The organism is Paraburkholderia fungorum, assembly GCF_900099835.1.
Classification (GTDB): Bacteria; Pseudomonadota; Gammaproteobacteria; order Burkholderiales; family Burkholderiaceae; genus Paraburkholderia; species Paraburkholderia fungorum_A.
Genome location: NZ_FNKP01000004.1, coordinates 277,472 through 293,491 on the forward strand (window position 1 = coordinate 277,472; position 16,020 = coordinate 293,491).

Consider the following 16,020-nt stretch of genomic DNA (forward strand, 5'->3'; position numbering starts at 1 on the left):
CTCATTTTTCCCGCCGATACTCGCGCACGCCCACCATGCCCTCAAGTCGCGAACAGATCGCCGAAAATTCGACCGCCGTCGCGCGCGACAGTGCGATCTATACTTCATCGAGATCAGCGTCTTCTTCTGCCTGCTGGACGATGAATTGTTTGACCCGCACGCTGCCCGACCCGAGCGCGCGATGCAGAGTATCAAGCGTGACACTGCCGCGCTCAACGAGCAGCTGTATGGTGCGCTGTTGTCGCACGGAAATAAAGCGGCGCTCAAGCGGCTTGATGCCGGCCAGAATGATCAGGATGATGACCGTGGCACCGATCGCTGCGGTGTACATGCCGCCGCCCACGGCGAGGCCAATTCCGGCTACCGACCAGAGGCTCGCCGCGGTCGTCAAACCGCGCACAACCTCGCCGCGCAGCAGGATCGAACCCGCTCCGAGAAAGCCGATGCCCGACACCACCTGTGCCGCTACTCGTGATGGATCGAGCACCACATTCTTCTGGCCGAGTACGTCGGCAAAGCCGAACGCCGAAACCAGCACCATCAATGCAGCGCCTACACAGACGAGCATGTGCGTGCGCAAGCCGGCCGCCCAACTTAGACGCTCCCGCTCGAAGCCGATCACACTTCCGAGAAGCGCTCGCGATCAGCAAACGGGATACTAGTTCCAGATTTCCAATCATTCAGTCCAGTCCAAGAGCCGCTGCAAAGCACTACCTTCGCAGCTAAAGACGGATTGTGACATTTTTATGACATTAATGCGGATGAGCCGCACATATGGGTGATGGCGGTCATCGGCATCTAGGGATTCAAACCTGGGATTGGACTTCCGTAGTCAGGCAACAGCTAGTCATCAGGAATCGACTGCCTGATGCCCAAATAGCTTCGTTTCACATTCGCCGACGACAGCTCAAAGCGGAATACCTGGATCTTTCGCTGAAGCCGAGAGGCGAAAATGAGGTCCTCACTATCGTTGAGCTAAGCGCGAGCACTATTGCGCGATTGCCTTTGCTGTGCCCGAAACCTCGAACTTTGGTCTTGTAAAGCTTGAGTCGGGACGATCGTGACCAAGTCGGGAAATCGAATGCTTGGTTTAGAGCAAAGAGCGGCCGTTCGATCGATGAGCTTGCGCGCTGTTGAACGTCAGTTGTTAGCCGATTGGGCGAGGTCGCCAACGGCCGCTTTTCGGCACTCGAGATCGCAAAACCTGAATGTGGCTGACTGACCGGTTCGGAGAAAGTTATCTGACCGGAGTGGGTCGGGAAGACGCATTGCCAAGTGGCCGCTTCCAGGCAGTTGAATTCCACTGACCGCTTTCCGGCGATGAGTTTGAAGTGTGGACGGACTCAGCCCGACCCGAAGCGGTCACTCAACGTCAACTGCCGCATACGGCCGCTTGCAAGGTACAACGGCCGCTGATGTGAGCGAGATGTTCATGAGTATTTGCTCGGAGCGACCATTGACCGTGAGGCATACAAATCAATGAGAAGCCGTGCCTAGCCAACGACTGGGGACTGACGCAGCCAGATGTCGCTGGCTAGTTGGCCGACCATCCATTCCGCCAGATCCGCGCGAGTCATGCTCTGCTTTATTCCCGTACCATCAGTGGACGCCTTGACGCCACCGCGAGCGGGTTTGTTGAGCAAACGGCCGGGACATGCATTCACGTAGTCCACATCAGACGAAAAGAGCAGACGTTCGGCGCGTTTTTTGTCTGCAAAAACGTCTCGCAAAAGCGTGCCTTGCAGAATCGTCTGCATTAAGTTGATATGTTTGTGCGAGTCTTGCGCGCCCCATGCCGAAAGATTCACCAATCGCTTGACGCCATGCATGGCCATTGCAGCGAGGATATTGCGCATCAAAACTTCTTGCGCATCGTCTTTTTTCAGCGAGCGCGGCCCGAAAGCGGATATCACGGCAGTTTGTCCCCGCATGGCGCGAGCCATCAGGTCGGGGGCGAGCACGCTGCCGGTAATTAAAACCAGACTCTCATGTTTGATCGCGATGGCTTCTGGCCGTCGCACCACAGCCGTTACGGTATGGCCTGCTGCAAGCAAGCGGCTTAGGATTTCCCCGCCTGTGCCACCTGTGGCACCAATCAGCAAAACATTCATAGCTATCCTTGTTTCCAAAGTCGTAACCCTCGCCTGCCGTGAGTTGGGGGCCTGTCGATCGACGGCGTGGCTTTCGTTGAAACGATGCGCTTCTATCGGGAAGTCAATTCTTCCGCGCTTGCGGACATTCTTGATGACGACCGTCGTGGCTAATGACGCTTGGGCCGCGTGGCGTTCACCGCTGAGCGGACTGCGTTTTTCCGTTCTCCGGGAAGGGGACGGTCGCGTATCGCAGCATCACCGCAAGATTGTCTTTGTCGCTTGGTCGGCCTTTGCCGCTCAATGCCGCCATTTCACGGAAATAATTGATGTAATACGCCGGAGTGCAGGTGCTGAAGAACTCGACCGGCGCATCGGACTCGTTGACAAACGTATGCGGCACCCCGACCGGAACAACGATGTAGTCGCCGACGTTGGCATTCCATTGGAGATCGCCGAGGGTGAATCGCAGAACACCACGAGTAATCAGGAAAGTTTCGTCGTGCATGAGGTGGCGATGCTGCGGAGGTCCTGAGACGCCAGGGAGCAAAATCGACGCCACCGCGCCGACTCGGTTTTCGGTGTGTGAGCCGTCTTCAAGCACACGCATCTGTGTAGAACCGATCATCAGCAACTCGCCGGAATCCGCGCTAATCAAGCTTGCATTCAACATTGCTATCTCGTTTGGTAATCAAGATGGTAGGGGGCGTGACGCCCGGTTTCGATCGCAAACCTAGGCTCTCCAAGAGTTCAACTCACAACAATCACGATACGATAGGGTATCATATCGTATTGAGAGCGATAATACTCGTTATCGTTTGGGGAGGCAAATATGAAAGTGTGGTCGACTGACCATCCGAAGGCGAAATTGATGGCGCGCAAGCGGGGCGACATCCTGGCAGCAGCCAAAGCGTCGTTCCTCGCCACCGGATATGGCGGTACGAGCATGGAGAGCATTGCAAAAACTGCGAACGTCTCGATCATGACGTTGTACCGACATGCGGAAAACAAGGACGATCTGTTCGCGGCAGTGATTTCAAACGCATGCGCACCAGTTGATGAAGCCGAGCGGGCCGAACTTGAAGGCATTCTGAGAATGCCTCTACCACAGGCGCTCGTTGAGTCTGCAATTCACATGCAAAAGGTCCTCGTCGAAGACGACAATATTGCCCTTTTGCGGGTTGTTGTCGCGGAGGCGCCGCGCTTTCCGCAACTCGCAGAGTTGGCCTATGCTGGCTTCATAGGCCGGTTGGAGGACCGGACGGCGTGGATGCTCTCAGAGATTCCGCAAACGTCAGGCTTGACCGAGCGTGAGCGGCGGAGACTTGGCGGGCTGTTCGTCGAGAGAATAGTCGGCCCCGAGTTGCTCTGTGCGTTGCTCGGACTTCGCGGGCCGACGGGCGGTGACCAACGGCGCCGCGCAGAAAGAGCGCGCGATGATGTTCTCCGCGAGATGAATATCTCTTAACCGAAGGCAGTAACTGATCGAACGCCCGCCTCGGTCCGCGATCCAACCGCCGAAACTGGCCGGGCAGCGTCCCACGACCGAGCGCGGCGAAAATTGTTGGCGTATGCGTCATACGAAGGGCATAACGCGACCCAATTCGGCCGTTGGACCGTCGGTACCTAGAGCGTCTCGTTACGGAGTGCATCGGCCTCTCGCCGTCAATCGCCGTCGACGTCTCACCGGCCTGCGGACGTTCACCGACGCCAATCAGGCGGCAGCACAGTGCTATGCGGACGTTCGGCCGAGCGCAAACGAGGGGGCTCAGTCCTTCCGGCCGCCTATTTGAATTTCCGTGTGCGAATGGCCGTGAGAATCGCTGTTGCAATCGAAGTATCGTTAGGAGCGGGACAGGGACTCGCGATCGAACGGGAATCAATCTGCCATCTGCACACCGAGTCTCTGGACGCGCATCCGGTCGATCACGGATCGCTGTCCAACTACCCGCAACGCTTCGACCATTTTCAGGCGGGCATTTTCGCGTTCCTCAGGAGACGCGGGCATCCTGAAAACTCCTGTGACCAGGTGCTGTAGATCCGGTCCCTGATGACTCGTCACCAGCGCAATGAGCTGATCGGTCGTGGCCCGGCTGAACGCATCGGGGATACCATCGTTCCAGTCGGTGTTCTGGATGATCAAGTCTGCAGCCGCTTCCAAACTCAGGGCCGGGCGCGCTGCTTTGAACTCTTGTGTAAAGCGCGCACGGGTCTGCGGATCGTCGATATCACCCATTATTGCGGCCTTGTTGATATCGAAAACCTCCGGCGTACTACGTCGTGCCGCGATGTACATCTCCAGTACCTCATCGGCCCGCTCGCCGAAGCCAAGCTCTCTCAGGAGCCGGACCGTAGCGTTCAAGTTCAGGGGCGAGATGACCATCGCACTTTGCCTGACAGCATCTGCGAGAGCGGCGGTCACTGTCCCAGCGTCCACATCAAATCTCTGGTGGAAGAGATCCCATGCGTCTGAGAAGATCTTCTCTAGCTGCTCGCGGTTCGCGACGGCGTCGAGTGATCGAGCCTGTGCGTCGATGTCGGTGCCGGCCACATACCCTCGCGTCATCGCTTCGAGCAGCGCCCTGTCGAAATCATCGGTCGAGGAATACTGACATGCGTCGAGCCAGCCGACCCATTCTTGCGGTTCTGCGTTCTGGCGGCCACCATCACCGCGTCCCATACGATGCGTTATGTAGTTGTAGCGGACGAGTTCATCCGGCGGCGGGAAGCCGCGTCCGCGCTCATAAAGCGAACAGGCAAGTACGGCAATGGTGGTCGCCGCCTGCTGGCGCACGCGCTGGGAACGCCCGCCAATGGCCTGATCGAGCATGCGGGCGGCAGTCTCCACCTTCTTGATGACCCGGATATTGCTCACTCGAAGCGCCGTCAGAGGTGCAACAAGCAGTTCCCTCATCGGGGTGTCACTCGCTAGGCCGATGTCGATCGCCTCCGGCACGTCAAGCACAAACTCCAGTTTTTGGTCAACGACCTTTTCCGCTAGCGTCTCGTAAGCTTCTGAGGTGGCGGCATCAAGTTGCTCTTCGTTGAAGACCAAGATCACCTTACAAAGCCCCTGTTCCTTCAGGTCGGAAGCAAGACCCATCAGTTCCTGGATCGTCAGCCTCGCGCCGGATCTCTCCAAGTCATCAAGGACGATTAAGGTTTCGCCTATCATCGATCCAGCGATCGCTTCGAGCGCGATCACCAGGTGCTTTCCACCCCACGGGATCATTTCCTTAAGGGCGTTGAACGCCAGTCGAAAGTTGCGCTTTTCTGCCTGTGCTTCAATGCGGCCGCGCAACTTTCGCGTCGCATCGCCCTCGAACGGCAAGTTCCGCGTCTTCGCCAGTAGCGCGGTCCGGATTTCCGCCACCGACTGAGCTCCAAACGCCGACGCATAGGCGTACTTGCGCAGGCCTTTCGTGCTCCGGAAACCGGCGATGATGTCTCTGAGCAGGAACGTCTTGCCGACGCCCCAGGGGCCGGTAATAGCTAGCACCCCCGGTGTCGTGTTCCCGATAAACTCCGTGATGACCTGCTCGATGATGGCCTTGCTCATGTCGTCTGATCCCCGAAACTTCTACCGTTGATTTCTTCTAACTAACTATGCGCTTCCCGTCGAATCGATCAGACGCGCATTCGCCCGCTGTGCTTGTTGTGTTTTTCGACCCGAAGCACTCTGTTGTCTCCGAACCCAAAGGCTGGCCTTGGCGGGTTGAATCTTATCGCGCAAAGGCCGGTTCCTCATCGGCTGCGGCCGGGTGGCCATCCGCGATCTGTTGCAAGGGCTGTCGCCGAGGCTGCGCAGGGCCGAAGGCGCCGCTCGCACCAGGGTCGGCAACGTCGACGCCCACAAACGATTTCAACTGATTTTGTTTCGTAAGGGTTACTGCGACCGCGGGGCCAGCAACCTGCCGGTCGCCAGTGAGTGTGCCCGACCCATACCCGATATCGGCAGTACGGGTTTGGGCGCCCAGAAGCTGACGCTCATACAGTCGAGCAACGAAGCAGATGTCGCCGCAGGCCCGTGGTCCCGATGGAAGTTGGCTGCCCCTTAGAGAACCGGGGACAGTCGCCCTGGTAACGCTGCATTCGACCGCTGTCTATCCCTGGGACTAGGCTTCAATTCCGCCCTCGGCCAAAAGCGCTGGAACTTTGCTCTCTGCGAACAACGTTCGCAACAACCGTCCGAAACGGGTCTCTTTTTCGGCTCTGACGATGCGCCGGCATGCTTCCAAGAAATTGATCCCAGCCTGGCCGAAGTGTTTCTCGTACATTTCGTGCTGCTCGAGAATGTCCAAACTTTTTAGTACGAAAAGCTTGAAATCACTACCTTTCAACGTGCGCATCGCAGTCTCGAAATCGTCGATCGTAGCCGCCCTCATCGCCGCTTCTTCCCGATGGCCCCATCCGTCGTTCTCAAGAAGGTGCTTGATGGCATCGACGACGGTCGCACTGTGAATTCGAGCATCGCGCGCATCGTCGATTGCTGCCTTAAGTTTTGGGTGTAGCGGCTGACGGAACGGTGATTCCCCGAATTCGGCTTTGTCGGCGATGGTCGCAAAGTGAGCCAACCAACCATCAATCAAAGCTTCTTCAAGTTTGGCACCGCCAGGTAGATCGGCCATTTGTTTTCCAAGCGCCGCGACAGTGTAGGCGTCAAGGTCGCCGACTCTGGCGATGAGCTTGACCGCATCAGCTACGAGATCGTCGTCGCAGTCTGTGACGTCCCAATTGAAACGTTCAAAGAATGCGTGCGCGAGATTTCTAGATTCGATGCGATTCTCATTGCGTTGGTATCCTTGGACGATGGCCTCAATCGCCTTTGCGTCGTGCTTTCCGTCGGAAACGAAGGCAACAACCAGTTCTTCAAATTCGTCCGAAGAATTGATCCCTAGCTTTGACAGCAGAACTTTCCATGCGGCCGGCGTTGAGTCCTCGGCTTTCTCTTTTGACGCATCGCCTTCCTGCGCGAGGTAGCGCCTCACAACGTCGCTAGAACCTCGGTTGTAGCCTGCTACATAGTCCAGCGTCGGCCCGTCCTTGATGGCTTTGTTTGCAAGAGCAGAAATGAGCACAATCGAGGGAACAGTTCGTGCCTGGATCGCGAGAGGCATGTCCCCGGTCGTACCGACGAGCCGAACCACAAGACGGTAAGCCTGACGGATGACCCGGATATTGGTGATCCCGCACGCGTCCACCGCAGTCCTCGCCGTCGCGCGGTAAGGGCTATCCAAGTTCGGCACCGCGATGTCAAACGCCTCCCCAGGTGTCGGCGTGAAACGAAGTTCTTCTTCGACCACCTTCTCTCGGAACGCAGCCCAGAGCGCGCTGTCGGTAGGTGCGGAGAACTGGCCCGAGTTGAGAATCAAGAGGAATCGCGTACCAAAATTCTGAGAGTATTCGTCGACGAAGCCTAGGACCTCGTCAACTGACAACGAGGCGTGCTTGCGCTCGATGTCATCGACGACTACGAATCGGTTGCGCAAGGCAACAGGAACTGCTACCAGCGCAAGCTCGTCAAGCGCCGAAAACCCCTCGTGGACCTTCTTCAAGGCGTCGACGCTGACCTTCCAAGTCTTCATCAGACCTTCGGTCAACGAGTTGCTGTCACCGCCTACTGGGAGCGCGCTTTGGACCAACTTGAGCTTGAGCTGATTGATATCTTTCAAGCCAAAGAGGGACGCGTAGCGCGCGCCTTCGACAATCGGGTCCTGCGACTCTTTGCGAATCTCGTTCCAGAGGTGGGTTTTGCCGGTGCCCCATGCGCCTGTCAGCGCGATGACTTTTAGGTCGGCGTTGTCGATGAGCGAGATCAACTGCGTTTTAGATTGTTCGATCGTCATTGCTTTATTTGGCGCTGAATCCAGCAGGCGGTCCCGCCAGTCGACGTTTGGGTTGCATCACTGGCGCACGCGACCAGCCAGCTCCTGTGAAGATTGTTCGAGATTCGAGGAGAACGCGTCGTCATATCGCAATTCTAAGTCAGCACCGGGCCACCGCGATTTTTATGGGCCGCTCCGAAGCTGCCGTTCTCGATCGGCAGCAAATGGCCAATCAGCGCCTCATGCACACAGCATACGAACGTGCGGCAGCGACGACGAGGACAAAAATATTCTCCCGGCCTTCTGTAAATAAGCCCCTCCTTTACCGATAACCAATAAAGTGGCCGTCTTCGACCGGCAGCGGGGTCGCTGCGAGCGACAGCGTCGCGGGCGTTGCCGCGTTCATTTTTAAGTGCATCAAGGGAGGCACACATGTATTTGTTCAAGGAAGGCCGCAAGCACTACCTCGATTTCCTCAGGAATGTCACCCCGCAGGCGCTCCTCGTGTTCATTGGCGCGGTTTTTGTGCACGGCGGATTGCACGGTCAGCCGACACTGGAGAAGATCGCTATCGGCGTCGTCCTCTGGGGCATGGCGGCCTTTGCAGCGTGGTGCAGTGTCAGTCTTTTCTTCGAGCCGCTCAAGGAAGGCCACGTCAAACTCGGAAAGGAGCGGGCGCGGGCGGCTTACCCCGATATTGAAGGCAGTCCAGCAATGCGTCTTAAGCAATCAGCGAAACGTTGGTGGCACCTGACGCCCTTGGTGGCCGAACTCGTCGTAGTGATGCTGATCATCGAGGCCACGTGTGTTGTAGCGGCCATCTCTGGCGGCTTCAGTGCGGTGAGCGCCCTCCATCTCACCTAACGACACGCCGCAGCTTGCTTCCATAAACCACAATAATGGGGCGCCGCTTCTGATCCGGAAACGCCTGTCAAGCCCGATCGCGGTATCTCTTGTTTCAGCGACATCGCTTCTCGCGCCTTTACGATGTCGCTCAGGTGAGTAAGTCTCTTGCCCAAGGCGAAGCAGACGTTCGAATGTCCGTGTGCATGCCAGCGCGAACGTCAGCAAATGGCCGACTTGCGGCAGCCCCAGTGGAAATCAGCCTGCCGAACAACGGCCATTCAGCGCGGACATATGGGGTCTCCGTTAGCCGAACTGGACGACGACCCCGACCGGCCGCTCATGGCCGATTGTCGTCTGATGCGTATTGGCTCAGTTCGGCCGAGACTGTGGAAAAAAGCACGCAGAACACCTCGAACGAGAAAAGTACCCATCAGTTCATGCAGCCTCGATCCAAATCGGTTCGTCGGGATGGTGCTCTTGAATTGCGGCAACTGCGCACGCCAGTTCCTTGGCGTCTCCTGCGCGAACATGGCCCGTAAAATTCGTAACGAGTGCTCCTGTAGCGCGAAGCACCGCGATTTCTTCCTCAGTTAGCACGCCTGCGTCCACCCACAATTGATGGTCGTTGTTATGGCACCATAGACTCTCGAATGCGGCAACGCCGATCTTCGAGCATGCGAAAAATACCATCTCCGTCTCCATCGTGTTATCGACGTTCGGCCGCAACGCATTCCTAGATTGGCTTCCAACTTATGTCCTCGGGACGTTGGTTTCCCGGGCCATAGGAGTATTGATTGTCTGCACGCACTGTCAAAACCCAGCCGGATTCTCGCTCAAAGAGCATCCATTGCTCATACGTCGGATCTTCTCCATATGGCGACGTTCTTAGTTCACCGCCTAGATCGAACGTGAAACTCCACGATCCTGGCGTCGGACCTTCCGAGACGGAGGTTATCCGTTGACCGTCAAGTCGCTCAACCGCGGTCTTGATCGAGTCATCAGGAGACTCGTCGTGGGCGGCTTCCCGGCCATCAATCAAAATTGACCAATGACAGCAATAAATCCACAAATGCCAGCGACCGGTTACATGGACCTGCCTGCGCGCCAGCCTTGCTCGGACTTTTTCTGATGCATCCGGCGAAGCATTCATCGGCTCTCGTATTCGAAGGGAGGGTGTTCCAAACTCAAAGGTAAGGAAACTTCCATGGCCCTGTTTCACAGACCATGCGGGATTTCCGTAGATTGCTGCCCAAACTCGTTCGGTTTCCTTCGACTCCAATTCTCCCTCCTATTTTTATTCCCGTCTGGTCACGGTCGGTGAGGCGTTCAGTTTCGGATTGTCAACATCACAGACCGGCTTGTTGAATGTCCAGCTATGATCGCTCTCACTCTTCCTCACGGCTGGGTTCCATTGGCTCTTGCCCGTCTTGGGAAAGGAGGTCTGACAGTTCAGACGCAGAGATGCGCTTCATCTTCTTTTCGAGCTTGCGATCGTATTGTCGGTCGTTGGGCTCTGTTGCTCGCGCCTTGCGAGCGTATTGCTGTACGAAGCGACTAAGCTCGCCAGCCAGCCGAGTTTTCGTGCGGCGCGTTGTCATGTATCGATCTGGTGATAACCCAAGTCACGGCTTGATCGCCCTGACGCCGATTGTCGACGATTCAGGCGGTGAGGTCGAGTGGCCGTTCATGGCCGCACCGCGTCCTACGATCACACTTTAATTTAGCCGCGGCGGCCGCGCGTTAGATGTCGAATCCAAGAAAAAAGCCCGCTCGATGGCGAGCTGGCCGCCGGCGCAGACTACGCTTGTCGGCGAGTTGACTGGTCGATTGATTCGCCCGCGCGAAACCGATCGAGTCTGTCGCTTGCCTCGGCGATCACGGAAAGCGGAGCGCGCTGCAACTGGAAGTCGTACGTCGTTGCGATGGTGGCGAACTGCGCGAACGCGTCCTCATCCAGCATCCACACTCCCGTGTCGCGACCGCGATCGAACGCAGCGGAGATTGCCTGTTCCGCGCTACGCATCTGCTCAAAGGTTGCCGAGCCGTAACCTGCCTCGGCGATAAAACCCGTCACAATCATGGCCTGCGTCAGTATTTGCGCTGCACCCGGATAGCCGCGACCACGCCCCATTGCGTCCAGCGCGATATGGACCTGCAGGGATAACTCGTCAACCGCCTCGCGCTTCATCGGCAGAAGGAGCGCTTTCGCCCGTCGCGCGCGGGCAGCCTGTGGGTTGCGGGAGAACGGGATAGGTTTAGCCATCGGAGGAACGGTCAGGTCGTGTTGTTTCAGGAAGGGTCGTGATCGGTCGTGGTGCGGCGGGACGAGACGAATGCGGTCACATAACGCAGGGCCTGCTCGCATTGGTCAGCGGTAAGTGCGTGGATCGAGTTCGGCAGCGGATCGAGGCCGATTCCGGTCGACACCCAGCGGATTGCCTTGGAGCGCGCCTCGAATATGTTCACACCGTCGCGACGCGCCTTGGCAGCGGCAAGCGGTTCGAGCGCTTCGTGCAGCCGGCTTTTCGCCTCACGGAGCAAACCATTCGCGAGTCGGCCCAAAGGGACGTTGCGAGTGCTGCGCGGACGGATGCCGATCCATGCCTCGCAGGCGACGCATAACCACAGTGGTCCGTGATCATCGCGATAGGGGTAAGCCGCATCACCGGAGCGGGTGAGCGCCGCGGGGGTGCCGCAGTAATCGCACACGGGTTGCGGAAGTGCCTTGACAGGTTTGCCTACGCGCATGCCAACGGCTCCAGGCGAAATTCACGTTGCTTCATACCACAGAATTGTCACTCGAAAAGGGGCAAAAGCTACACGTTTTTCGTGAGCTTTCCGGGTTAAGACCGTCAACCGGTTGACGGTCCGACGCGTGGCCAGTTGCCTCCGGACCGCCTTCTCGAAGGGACTATCCGCAGGCTGAAAACGTCGGATTCATGATCGCGCGTGGGCCTCAAATCCCGTCGATAAAAGCTCCCTGATTTGGTCGCTCTTTCGGTCAGCCACAGGCTTTGCCAGCCTGAACAATAGCAGCATGACCGAATCCGCCGAAAACGCCCTGCTCAAACTGCGACCGCTCGAAGAGAGTGCGGTCCAGATGTTTTTTGATTCGCTCCGTCCGCTGAAAGAGCACTTCGACGCCTCCGACGTTGCCGAAATCATGATCAACAATTTCGACAACGTGTTTGTCGAGCGGCGTGGCCAGATGGAGCGTCTGGATCTCACGCTGAATCAGGCGACTCTCAATGGCGCGGTCCTCTCGCTTGCCACGTCGGTCGAGAAGTCTGCGCGCGCAGGCACCGCTCAGGGGATCATCAATGCAGGTCACAAGGGGTTGCGGATCGCCGCAGTGATGCGCCCGACCGCGATCGACGGCCACGCCCTGTCGATTCGCAAGCACCACGACAAGCAGCTCTCGCTGGACGACTACGTCGCCAGGGGCGCGTTCTCGCGAGTCAACGCCCGGCACGATCACGCAGACGTTAGCCCCTTTTCGCCGGGCATTGAAAACGAGGCGCTGATGGAGGCCGTGCGCCAACTGATTCTCGCGCGCAAAAACATTCTGGTCGCGGGCGGCACCTCGACCGGCAAGACCACCTTTCTCAATGCGCTGGCCACGCAGATTCCCGCCGATCAGCGCGTGATCACCATCGAAGACACGATGGAACTGAAACTGCGCGTGCCCAATCTCGTGCGCTTCCTCTCGAACCCGGAAAAAGGCGTGACCACTCAGGCACTGGTTGCGTTGTGCCTGCGGTTCCGGCCCGACCGTATCGTCGTCGGGGAAGTTCGCGGTGGAGAGGCGTTCGACTTCATTCAGGCACTGAGCACTGGCCACGACGGCGGCCTCGGCTCCATTCACGCCAACAACGCACGTGGGGGCCTGAGCCGTCTAGAAAGTCTCGCGATGCTCGGCATTCCGCCTGGCAGCCGGTGGGAGCTCGCGGACATGCGCAAGTCCATTGCGGACTGCTTCAACTATGTCATTCATCTTCGCCGCACGGGCGAGATGCGTCACGTCTCCGAGATCGTCGAGATCAAGGGATTCAAGGATGGGGACTATGTCCTCGATCGTGTTTTCTAACTGCCTGGAGTATCCAATGAAATCTTTCGCTTCGACCCGTACACGACTGCGCGCGCTGGGTGCCCGCTGCTTTCAGCGTTTTCTCAGCCGTCGTGAGCTCCGCTCGACGCTCGTAGCCGGTTCGCTCGCTTTCTTTACGCCATTTGCCTCGGCGGTCAGCCTCACCGACCTCGGTTCGGCTACTGACCTGATCTGTCTGATCCAGGCCTACATCAGCGGCCCATGGCTGTACGGAATCGGCATCGTGCTGATCATCGTTGGTGCTGTCGCAATCGCCAACTCGGAAAGCACCATCGGCAAGATCCTGTCGTCCGTGTTCGTCGGTCTCGGTCTCGCAGCCTGCGCGGTGAACATCGTCAAGAACCACATGGGCATTACCTACACCTGTGCGTAAGCCGACGAAAGTCAGTCGCGGTCTTTCGCTACCGCGCCAGATGGGCGGGGCCGATCGCGGCCTCGCCATTGCCAACGGCACGATGACGATGCTGCTCTGCTATTCGAGCATGACACCGACCTTCCTCGTCGTTGGCATCGGTGTGCACTGGCTGTTGCGCTGGAAAAGCTCGAAGGACCCGTGGTGGAAGCAGGTCATGACCGTCTACAACCGGTATGCGGATGTCTATGAGCCCATGCCGACCGCCAAGTTTTCGGCGCGGTTCAAGCGCCCCTATGGTTTCGACCAGGATCTTCCATGCTGAAGAAGAAGCTTGTTGCACGCTCGGTCCAGGAGATCGCACCGTGGGCGACGATGGTGACCCCGGAGCTTGTCCTCGACAAGGACGGATCGTTGCTGACCGTGTTCACGTTCGGCGGGATCGACGCCGACAGCCCGAACACCGCGGATATCTCGGCCGCGCGCGACAACCTCGACCGCGCATGCAAGAACTTCGACCATCGTGTGACGGCATGGTGGCGTCTTTCGCATCGACGGGTGAAGGGCGAGATCGACGGTACGTTCGCGGCCGACATCGACGAGCGGATTGACGCGATCAACCGCCAGCACGTGAGCAGCGGCAAGTATTTTCGCAACACCCATTCGCTCGCGCTCGCCTACACGCCGGAGACCGGCGTGAACAAGATTTTCGAGAAGATCGCCTATCACATGACGGTCGGCGGCAAATCGATGTTTTCAGCGATGGTGGAAGCGGCGAAAGATTCCATCCTTGCCCGCAGTGCGTTTGTCTTCGACATTGAACGTCTGACCACCGACATCAAGCGGTTCGAGTCGGTGATTGATGCCTTCAAGGGAAGCGTCAGTCGCCTGCGGATGAACCGCCTCTTTCTCCAGAATACGCTCGGATTCCTGCATCAGACGGCGAACCCATCAGTTCCACCGCGGCGCGTGCGCTACCCCGTCACGATGCTGGACTCGCACCTGACGGAGAGCGAGATCACCATCGGTGCTGACACGCTGATGTTCGATTCCGCGTACGGCAAGCGCTACGCGAAGATCGTCGCCGTGAAGGAATGGATGGGTTTCCAGGAAGCCGCGCTCGATATCCTCGCGGAGGTGGACGCCGAGCTGGACGTCTGCGTGATGTTCCGATTCCTGAATACGGCGAAGGCGACCGGCTACATCGACAAGATCCGGAAGTTCTATAAGGTCGCAGCGTTCAATCCCTGGTCGATCCTGAAAGCGTACTTTTCGAAGGAAGAGCAGAAGAACGACAAGGGGCGCGAGCGGTTGGCGGACGAAGCGGAGGATGCGCTCGCGAAGCTCACGGCCGAGGGGGCGCAATACGGATTCGCGAACGTCTCGGTGCTGATTTACGGCGACACGCCGCAGGAGTGCGAGGACGCGACACGCGAAGTGATCGGCAAGATCGGGGGCGCCGGCTTCGGCGTTGTGATTGAGCGCGACAATCTGTTCGCCGCGTGGTCGTCGACGTTACCGGGTCGCTGGGACCAGCAACGGCGGCTGCAGTTCGTTGAAACCGCTGCCGCATCCGACATCGCGCCGGTGCGCAGCGTCGCGGAGGGCAGCACGGTCAATGCATGGTTGACCCAGCAGTCGGGGCAGCAGACCGGGCCGCTCACGATGCTGCCTACGCGCCACAGAACCCTGCAGCGCGTGAACCTGCACCGGCCAGGGGGCGCTTCGCACCTGCTCGTGCTGGGGCCGATCGGCATGGGCAAGTCGATCATGCTGAATTTCCTGATGTCGCAAACGGGTCGCCACGGCGCGCGCCGCGTCCGCTTCGACAAGGACCGCTCGACGCGGATTCCGACGGTGCTTGCCGGTGGCCGCTTTATCGATGCGACGGGCAGGTTTGAAGCCGCGACGTCGGTCAATCCGTTGTCGCTCCTTTATGACGAAAAGCACTACCCGTACGTGGCCGAATGGGTGCAGATGGCAATCGAGGACGACCAGTTCCGATGCACCAAGCCGCAGGAGCGGATCATCTTTGACGCGGTGACGACCTTGGGCGACGGCTATCCGCCGGAGCGCTGGACGCTGTCATACCTGAACACGTTGCTGCCCGACGAACTGCGTGAGCGCCTGGCAGTCTGGACACAGGGCGAGAAAAACGGCCGGTTCTTCGATCACGCCGAAGACGCGTTCGCGCTGTCGGACGACATTTCGATTGAGATGGGCGACCTGTTCCAGAACTTCCCGCTCGCTGCCGCGCTGTTCATGGACTATGCGTTCTACCGGATCGCCCAGTGGCTCGACGGCAAGCGCTATACGGTCATCGAGGTAGAGGAGGCGGGGTTCTTCTTCCAGAACGAGCGGTTCTACAAGCGTCTGGAGATATGGGCAGTCACCATCCGCAAGCTTAACGCGACGCTGATGATGGCGACGCAGTCGCTCGCACAGGTCGCACGGATCGCTGACTTCGAGGTGCTGAAGGAGAACATCCCAAACATCATCTACCTGCCGAATCCCGATGCAAAAAACAACCTGCATCTCTATCGCGACAAGTTCGGCCTGACGCTCGACCAGATCACTATGATCGCCGAAGCGGTGCCCAACCGGGACTATCTGTGGGTCACGCCCGACCAGACCCGGATGCTGCAGGCGAGCTTCCCGAAAGAAACGCTGGCTGCGCTGCGCTCGGACGGCCGGGCGCAGGCGGTTCTCGACAGGCACTACGCGTCAGGCGCGCCGGACTGGCGCGATGCTTACCTGCGCGAAATGATGACCATGGATTGATCAGGACAAGGGGATTAG

General features: G+C 58.4%; 13 protein-coding genes and 1 pseudogene. 6 read left to right on the forward strand and 8 right to left on the reverse strand.

Going from position 1 to position 16,020, the window contains the following annotated elements; all coding sequences use genetic code 11:
* Position 1: 1 nt before the first annotated feature.
* The 3 genes and pseudogenes from BLS41_RS36915 to BLS41_RS36925 all read right to left on the reverse strand — a co-directional run bounded on the left by BLS41_RS36915 (position 2) and on the right by BLS41_RS36925 (position 2,763).
* A pseudogene (locus BLS41_RS36915) lies at positions 2-680 on the reverse strand (MgtC/SapB family protein).
* An 813-nt stretch (positions 681-1,493) separates the two neighbouring features.
* A complete protein-coding gene (locus BLS41_RS36920; RefSeq protein ID WP_074774333.1) occupies positions 1,494-2,111 on the reverse strand; it encodes an NAD(P)-dependent oxidoreductase in 618 nt (205 codons plus the stop codon).
* A gap of 175 nt (positions 2,112-2,286) precedes the next feature.
* The gene (locus tag BLS41_RS36925) at positions 2,287-2,763 is read right to left on the reverse strand and encodes a cupin domain-containing protein (RefSeq protein ID WP_074774336.1); all 477 of its coding nucleotides are present in this window, start codon (positions 2,761-2,763) and stop codon (positions 2,287-2,289) included.
* A gap of 159 nt (positions 2,764-2,922) precedes the next feature.
* On the opposite strand from BLS41_RS36925, the gene BLS41_RS36930 reads away from it, so the two are divergent.
* Positions 2,923-3,558: a TetR/AcrR family transcriptional regulator gene (locus tag BLS41_RS36930; protein WP_074774339.1), complete on the forward strand. Its 636-nt coding sequence runs from the start codon at positions 2,923-2,925 to the stop codon at positions 3,556-3,558.
* Positions 3,559-3,969: 411 nt separating this feature from the next.
* On the opposite strand, the gene BLS41_RS36935 is transcribed toward BLS41_RS36930, so the two are convergent.
* Entirely contained in the window at positions 3,970-5,649 is a 1,680-nt protein-coding gene (locus BLS41_RS36935; RefSeq protein WP_074774343.1) for a P-loop NTPase fold protein, read from the reverse strand.
* A 556-nt stretch (positions 5,650-6,205) separates the two neighbouring features.
* Positions 6,206-7,936, reverse strand: a complete 1,731-nt coding sequence (locus BLS41_RS36945; protein WP_074774349.1) for a P-loop NTPase fold protein — start codon at positions 7,934-7,936, stop codon at positions 6,206-6,208.
* Between the two features lie 411 nt (positions 7,937-8,347).
* Here BLS41_RS36945 and BLS41_RS36950 point away from each other — a divergent pair, with 411 nt between their 5' ends.
* Positions 8,348-8,779, forward strand: a complete 432-nt coding sequence (locus BLS41_RS36950) for a hypothetical protein (RefSeq protein WP_074774352.1) — start codon at positions 8,348-8,350, stop codon at positions 8,777-8,779.
* 417 nt (positions 8,780-9,196) lie between these two features.
* Here the strand turns inward: BLS41_RS36950 and BLS41_RS36955 are convergent, their stop codons facing one another.
* The 3 genes from BLS41_RS36955 to BLS41_RS36970 form a co-directional block, all read right to left on the reverse strand.
* The gene (locus BLS41_RS36955; protein WP_074774355.1) at positions 9,197-9,451 is read right to left on the reverse strand and encodes a hypothetical protein; all 255 of its coding nucleotides are present in this window, start codon (positions 9,449-9,451) and stop codon (positions 9,197-9,199) included.
* Between the two features lie 1,108 nt (positions 9,452-10,559).
* Positions 10,560-11,024 (reverse strand): hypothetical protein, encoded by a 465-nt coding sequence (locus tag BLS41_RS36965; protein WP_074774365.1) that lies wholly within the window; start codon positions 11,022-11,024, stop codon positions 10,560-10,562.
* Between the two features lie 26 nt (positions 11,025-11,050).
* The gene (locus tag BLS41_RS36970; protein WP_074774368.1) at positions 11,051-11,509 is read right to left on the reverse strand and encodes a zinc-finger-containing protein; all 459 of its coding nucleotides are present in this window, start codon (positions 11,507-11,509) and stop codon (positions 11,051-11,053) included.
* 289 nt (positions 11,510-11,798) lie between these two features.
* Here BLS41_RS36970 and BLS41_RS36975 point away from each other — a divergent pair, with 289 nt between their 5' ends.
* From BLS41_RS36975 to BLS41_RS36990, 4 genes are read left to right on the forward strand one after another with little or no spacing between them, the layout of a single operon-like run.
* Complete coding sequence (locus BLS41_RS36975; RefSeq protein ID WP_074774371.1) at positions 11,799-12,848, forward strand: TadA family conjugal transfer-associated ATPase; 1,050 nt, start codon at positions 11,799-11,801, stop codon at positions 12,846-12,848.
* Complete coding sequence (locus BLS41_RS36980) at positions 12,826-13,242, forward strand: conjugal transfer protein TrbC (RefSeq protein ID WP_253189931.1); 417 nt, start codon at positions 12,826-12,828, stop codon at positions 13,240-13,242. Before BLS41_RS36975 ends, BLS41_RS36980 begins: the two co-directional genes overlap by 23 nt.
* A 40-nt stretch (positions 13,243-13,282) precedes the next feature.
* A complete protein-coding gene (locus BLS41_RS36985) occupies positions 13,283-13,546 on the forward strand; it encodes a conjugal transfer protein (protein WP_083380290.1) in 264 nt (87 codons plus the stop codon).
* On the forward strand, positions 13,540-16,002 hold the full coding sequence (locus BLS41_RS36990; protein ID WP_074774379.1) for a VirB4 family type IV secretion system protein: 2,463 nt from the start codon (positions 13,540-13,542) through the stop codon (positions 16,000-16,002). The genes BLS41_RS36985 and BLS41_RS36990 overlap by 7 nt, the downstream gene beginning before the upstream one ends.
* Positions 16,003-16,020 lie beyond the last annotated feature (18 nt).

Bases quoted from the DNA above. Each gene is read 5' to 3' on its own strand.
- BLS41_RS36935 (WP_074774343.1), bottom strand. From the start codon at position 5,649: ATGAGCAAGGCCATCATCGAGCAGGTCATCACGGAGTTTATCGGGAAC.
- BLS41_RS36965 (WP_074774365.1), bottom strand. From the start codon at position 11,024: ATGGCTAAACCTATCCCGTTCTCCCGCAACCCACAGGCTGCCCGCGCG.
- BLS41_RS36950 (WP_074774352.1), top strand. From the start codon at position 8,348: ATGTATTTGTTCAAGGAAGGCCGCAAGCACTACCTCGATTTCCTCAGG.
- BLS41_RS36980 (WP_253189931.1), top strand. From the start codon at position 12,826: ATGTCCTCGATCGTGTTTTCTAACTGCCTGGAGTATCCAATGAAATCT.
- BLS41_RS36925 (WP_074774336.1), bottom strand. From the start codon at position 2,763: ATGTTGAATGCAAGCTTGATTAGCGCGGATTCCGGCGAGTTGCTGATG.
- BLS41_RS36990 (WP_074774379.1), top strand. From the start codon at position 13,540: ATGCTGAAGAAGAAGCTTGTTGCACGCTCGGTCCAGGAGATCGCACCG.
- BLS41_RS36985 (WP_083380290.1), top strand. From the start codon at position 13,283: ATGGGCGGGGCCGATCGCGGCCTCGCCATTGCCAACGGCACGATGACG.
- BLS41_RS36970 (WP_074774368.1), bottom strand. From the start codon at position 11,509: ATGCGCGTAGGCAAACCTGTCAAGGCACTTCCGCAACCCGTGTGCGAT.
- BLS41_RS36945 (WP_074774349.1), bottom strand. From the start codon at position 7,936: ATGACGATCGAACAATCTAAAACGCAGTTGATCTCGCTCATCGACAAC.
- BLS41_RS36920 (WP_074774333.1), bottom strand. From the start codon at position 2,111: ATGAATGTTTTGCTGATTGGTGCCACAGGTGGCACAGGCGGGGAAATC.
- BLS41_RS36975 (WP_074774371.1), top strand. From the start codon at position 11,799: ATGACCGAATCCGCCGAAAACGCCCTGCTCAAACTGCGACCGCTCGAA.
- BLS41_RS36930 (WP_074774339.1), top strand. From the start codon at position 2,923: ATGAAAGTGTGGTCGACTGACCATCCGAAGGCGAAATTGATGGCGCGC.
- BLS41_RS36955 (WP_074774355.1), bottom strand. From the start codon at position 9,451: ATGGTATTTTTCGCATGCTCGAAGATCGGCGTTGCCGCATTCGAGAGT.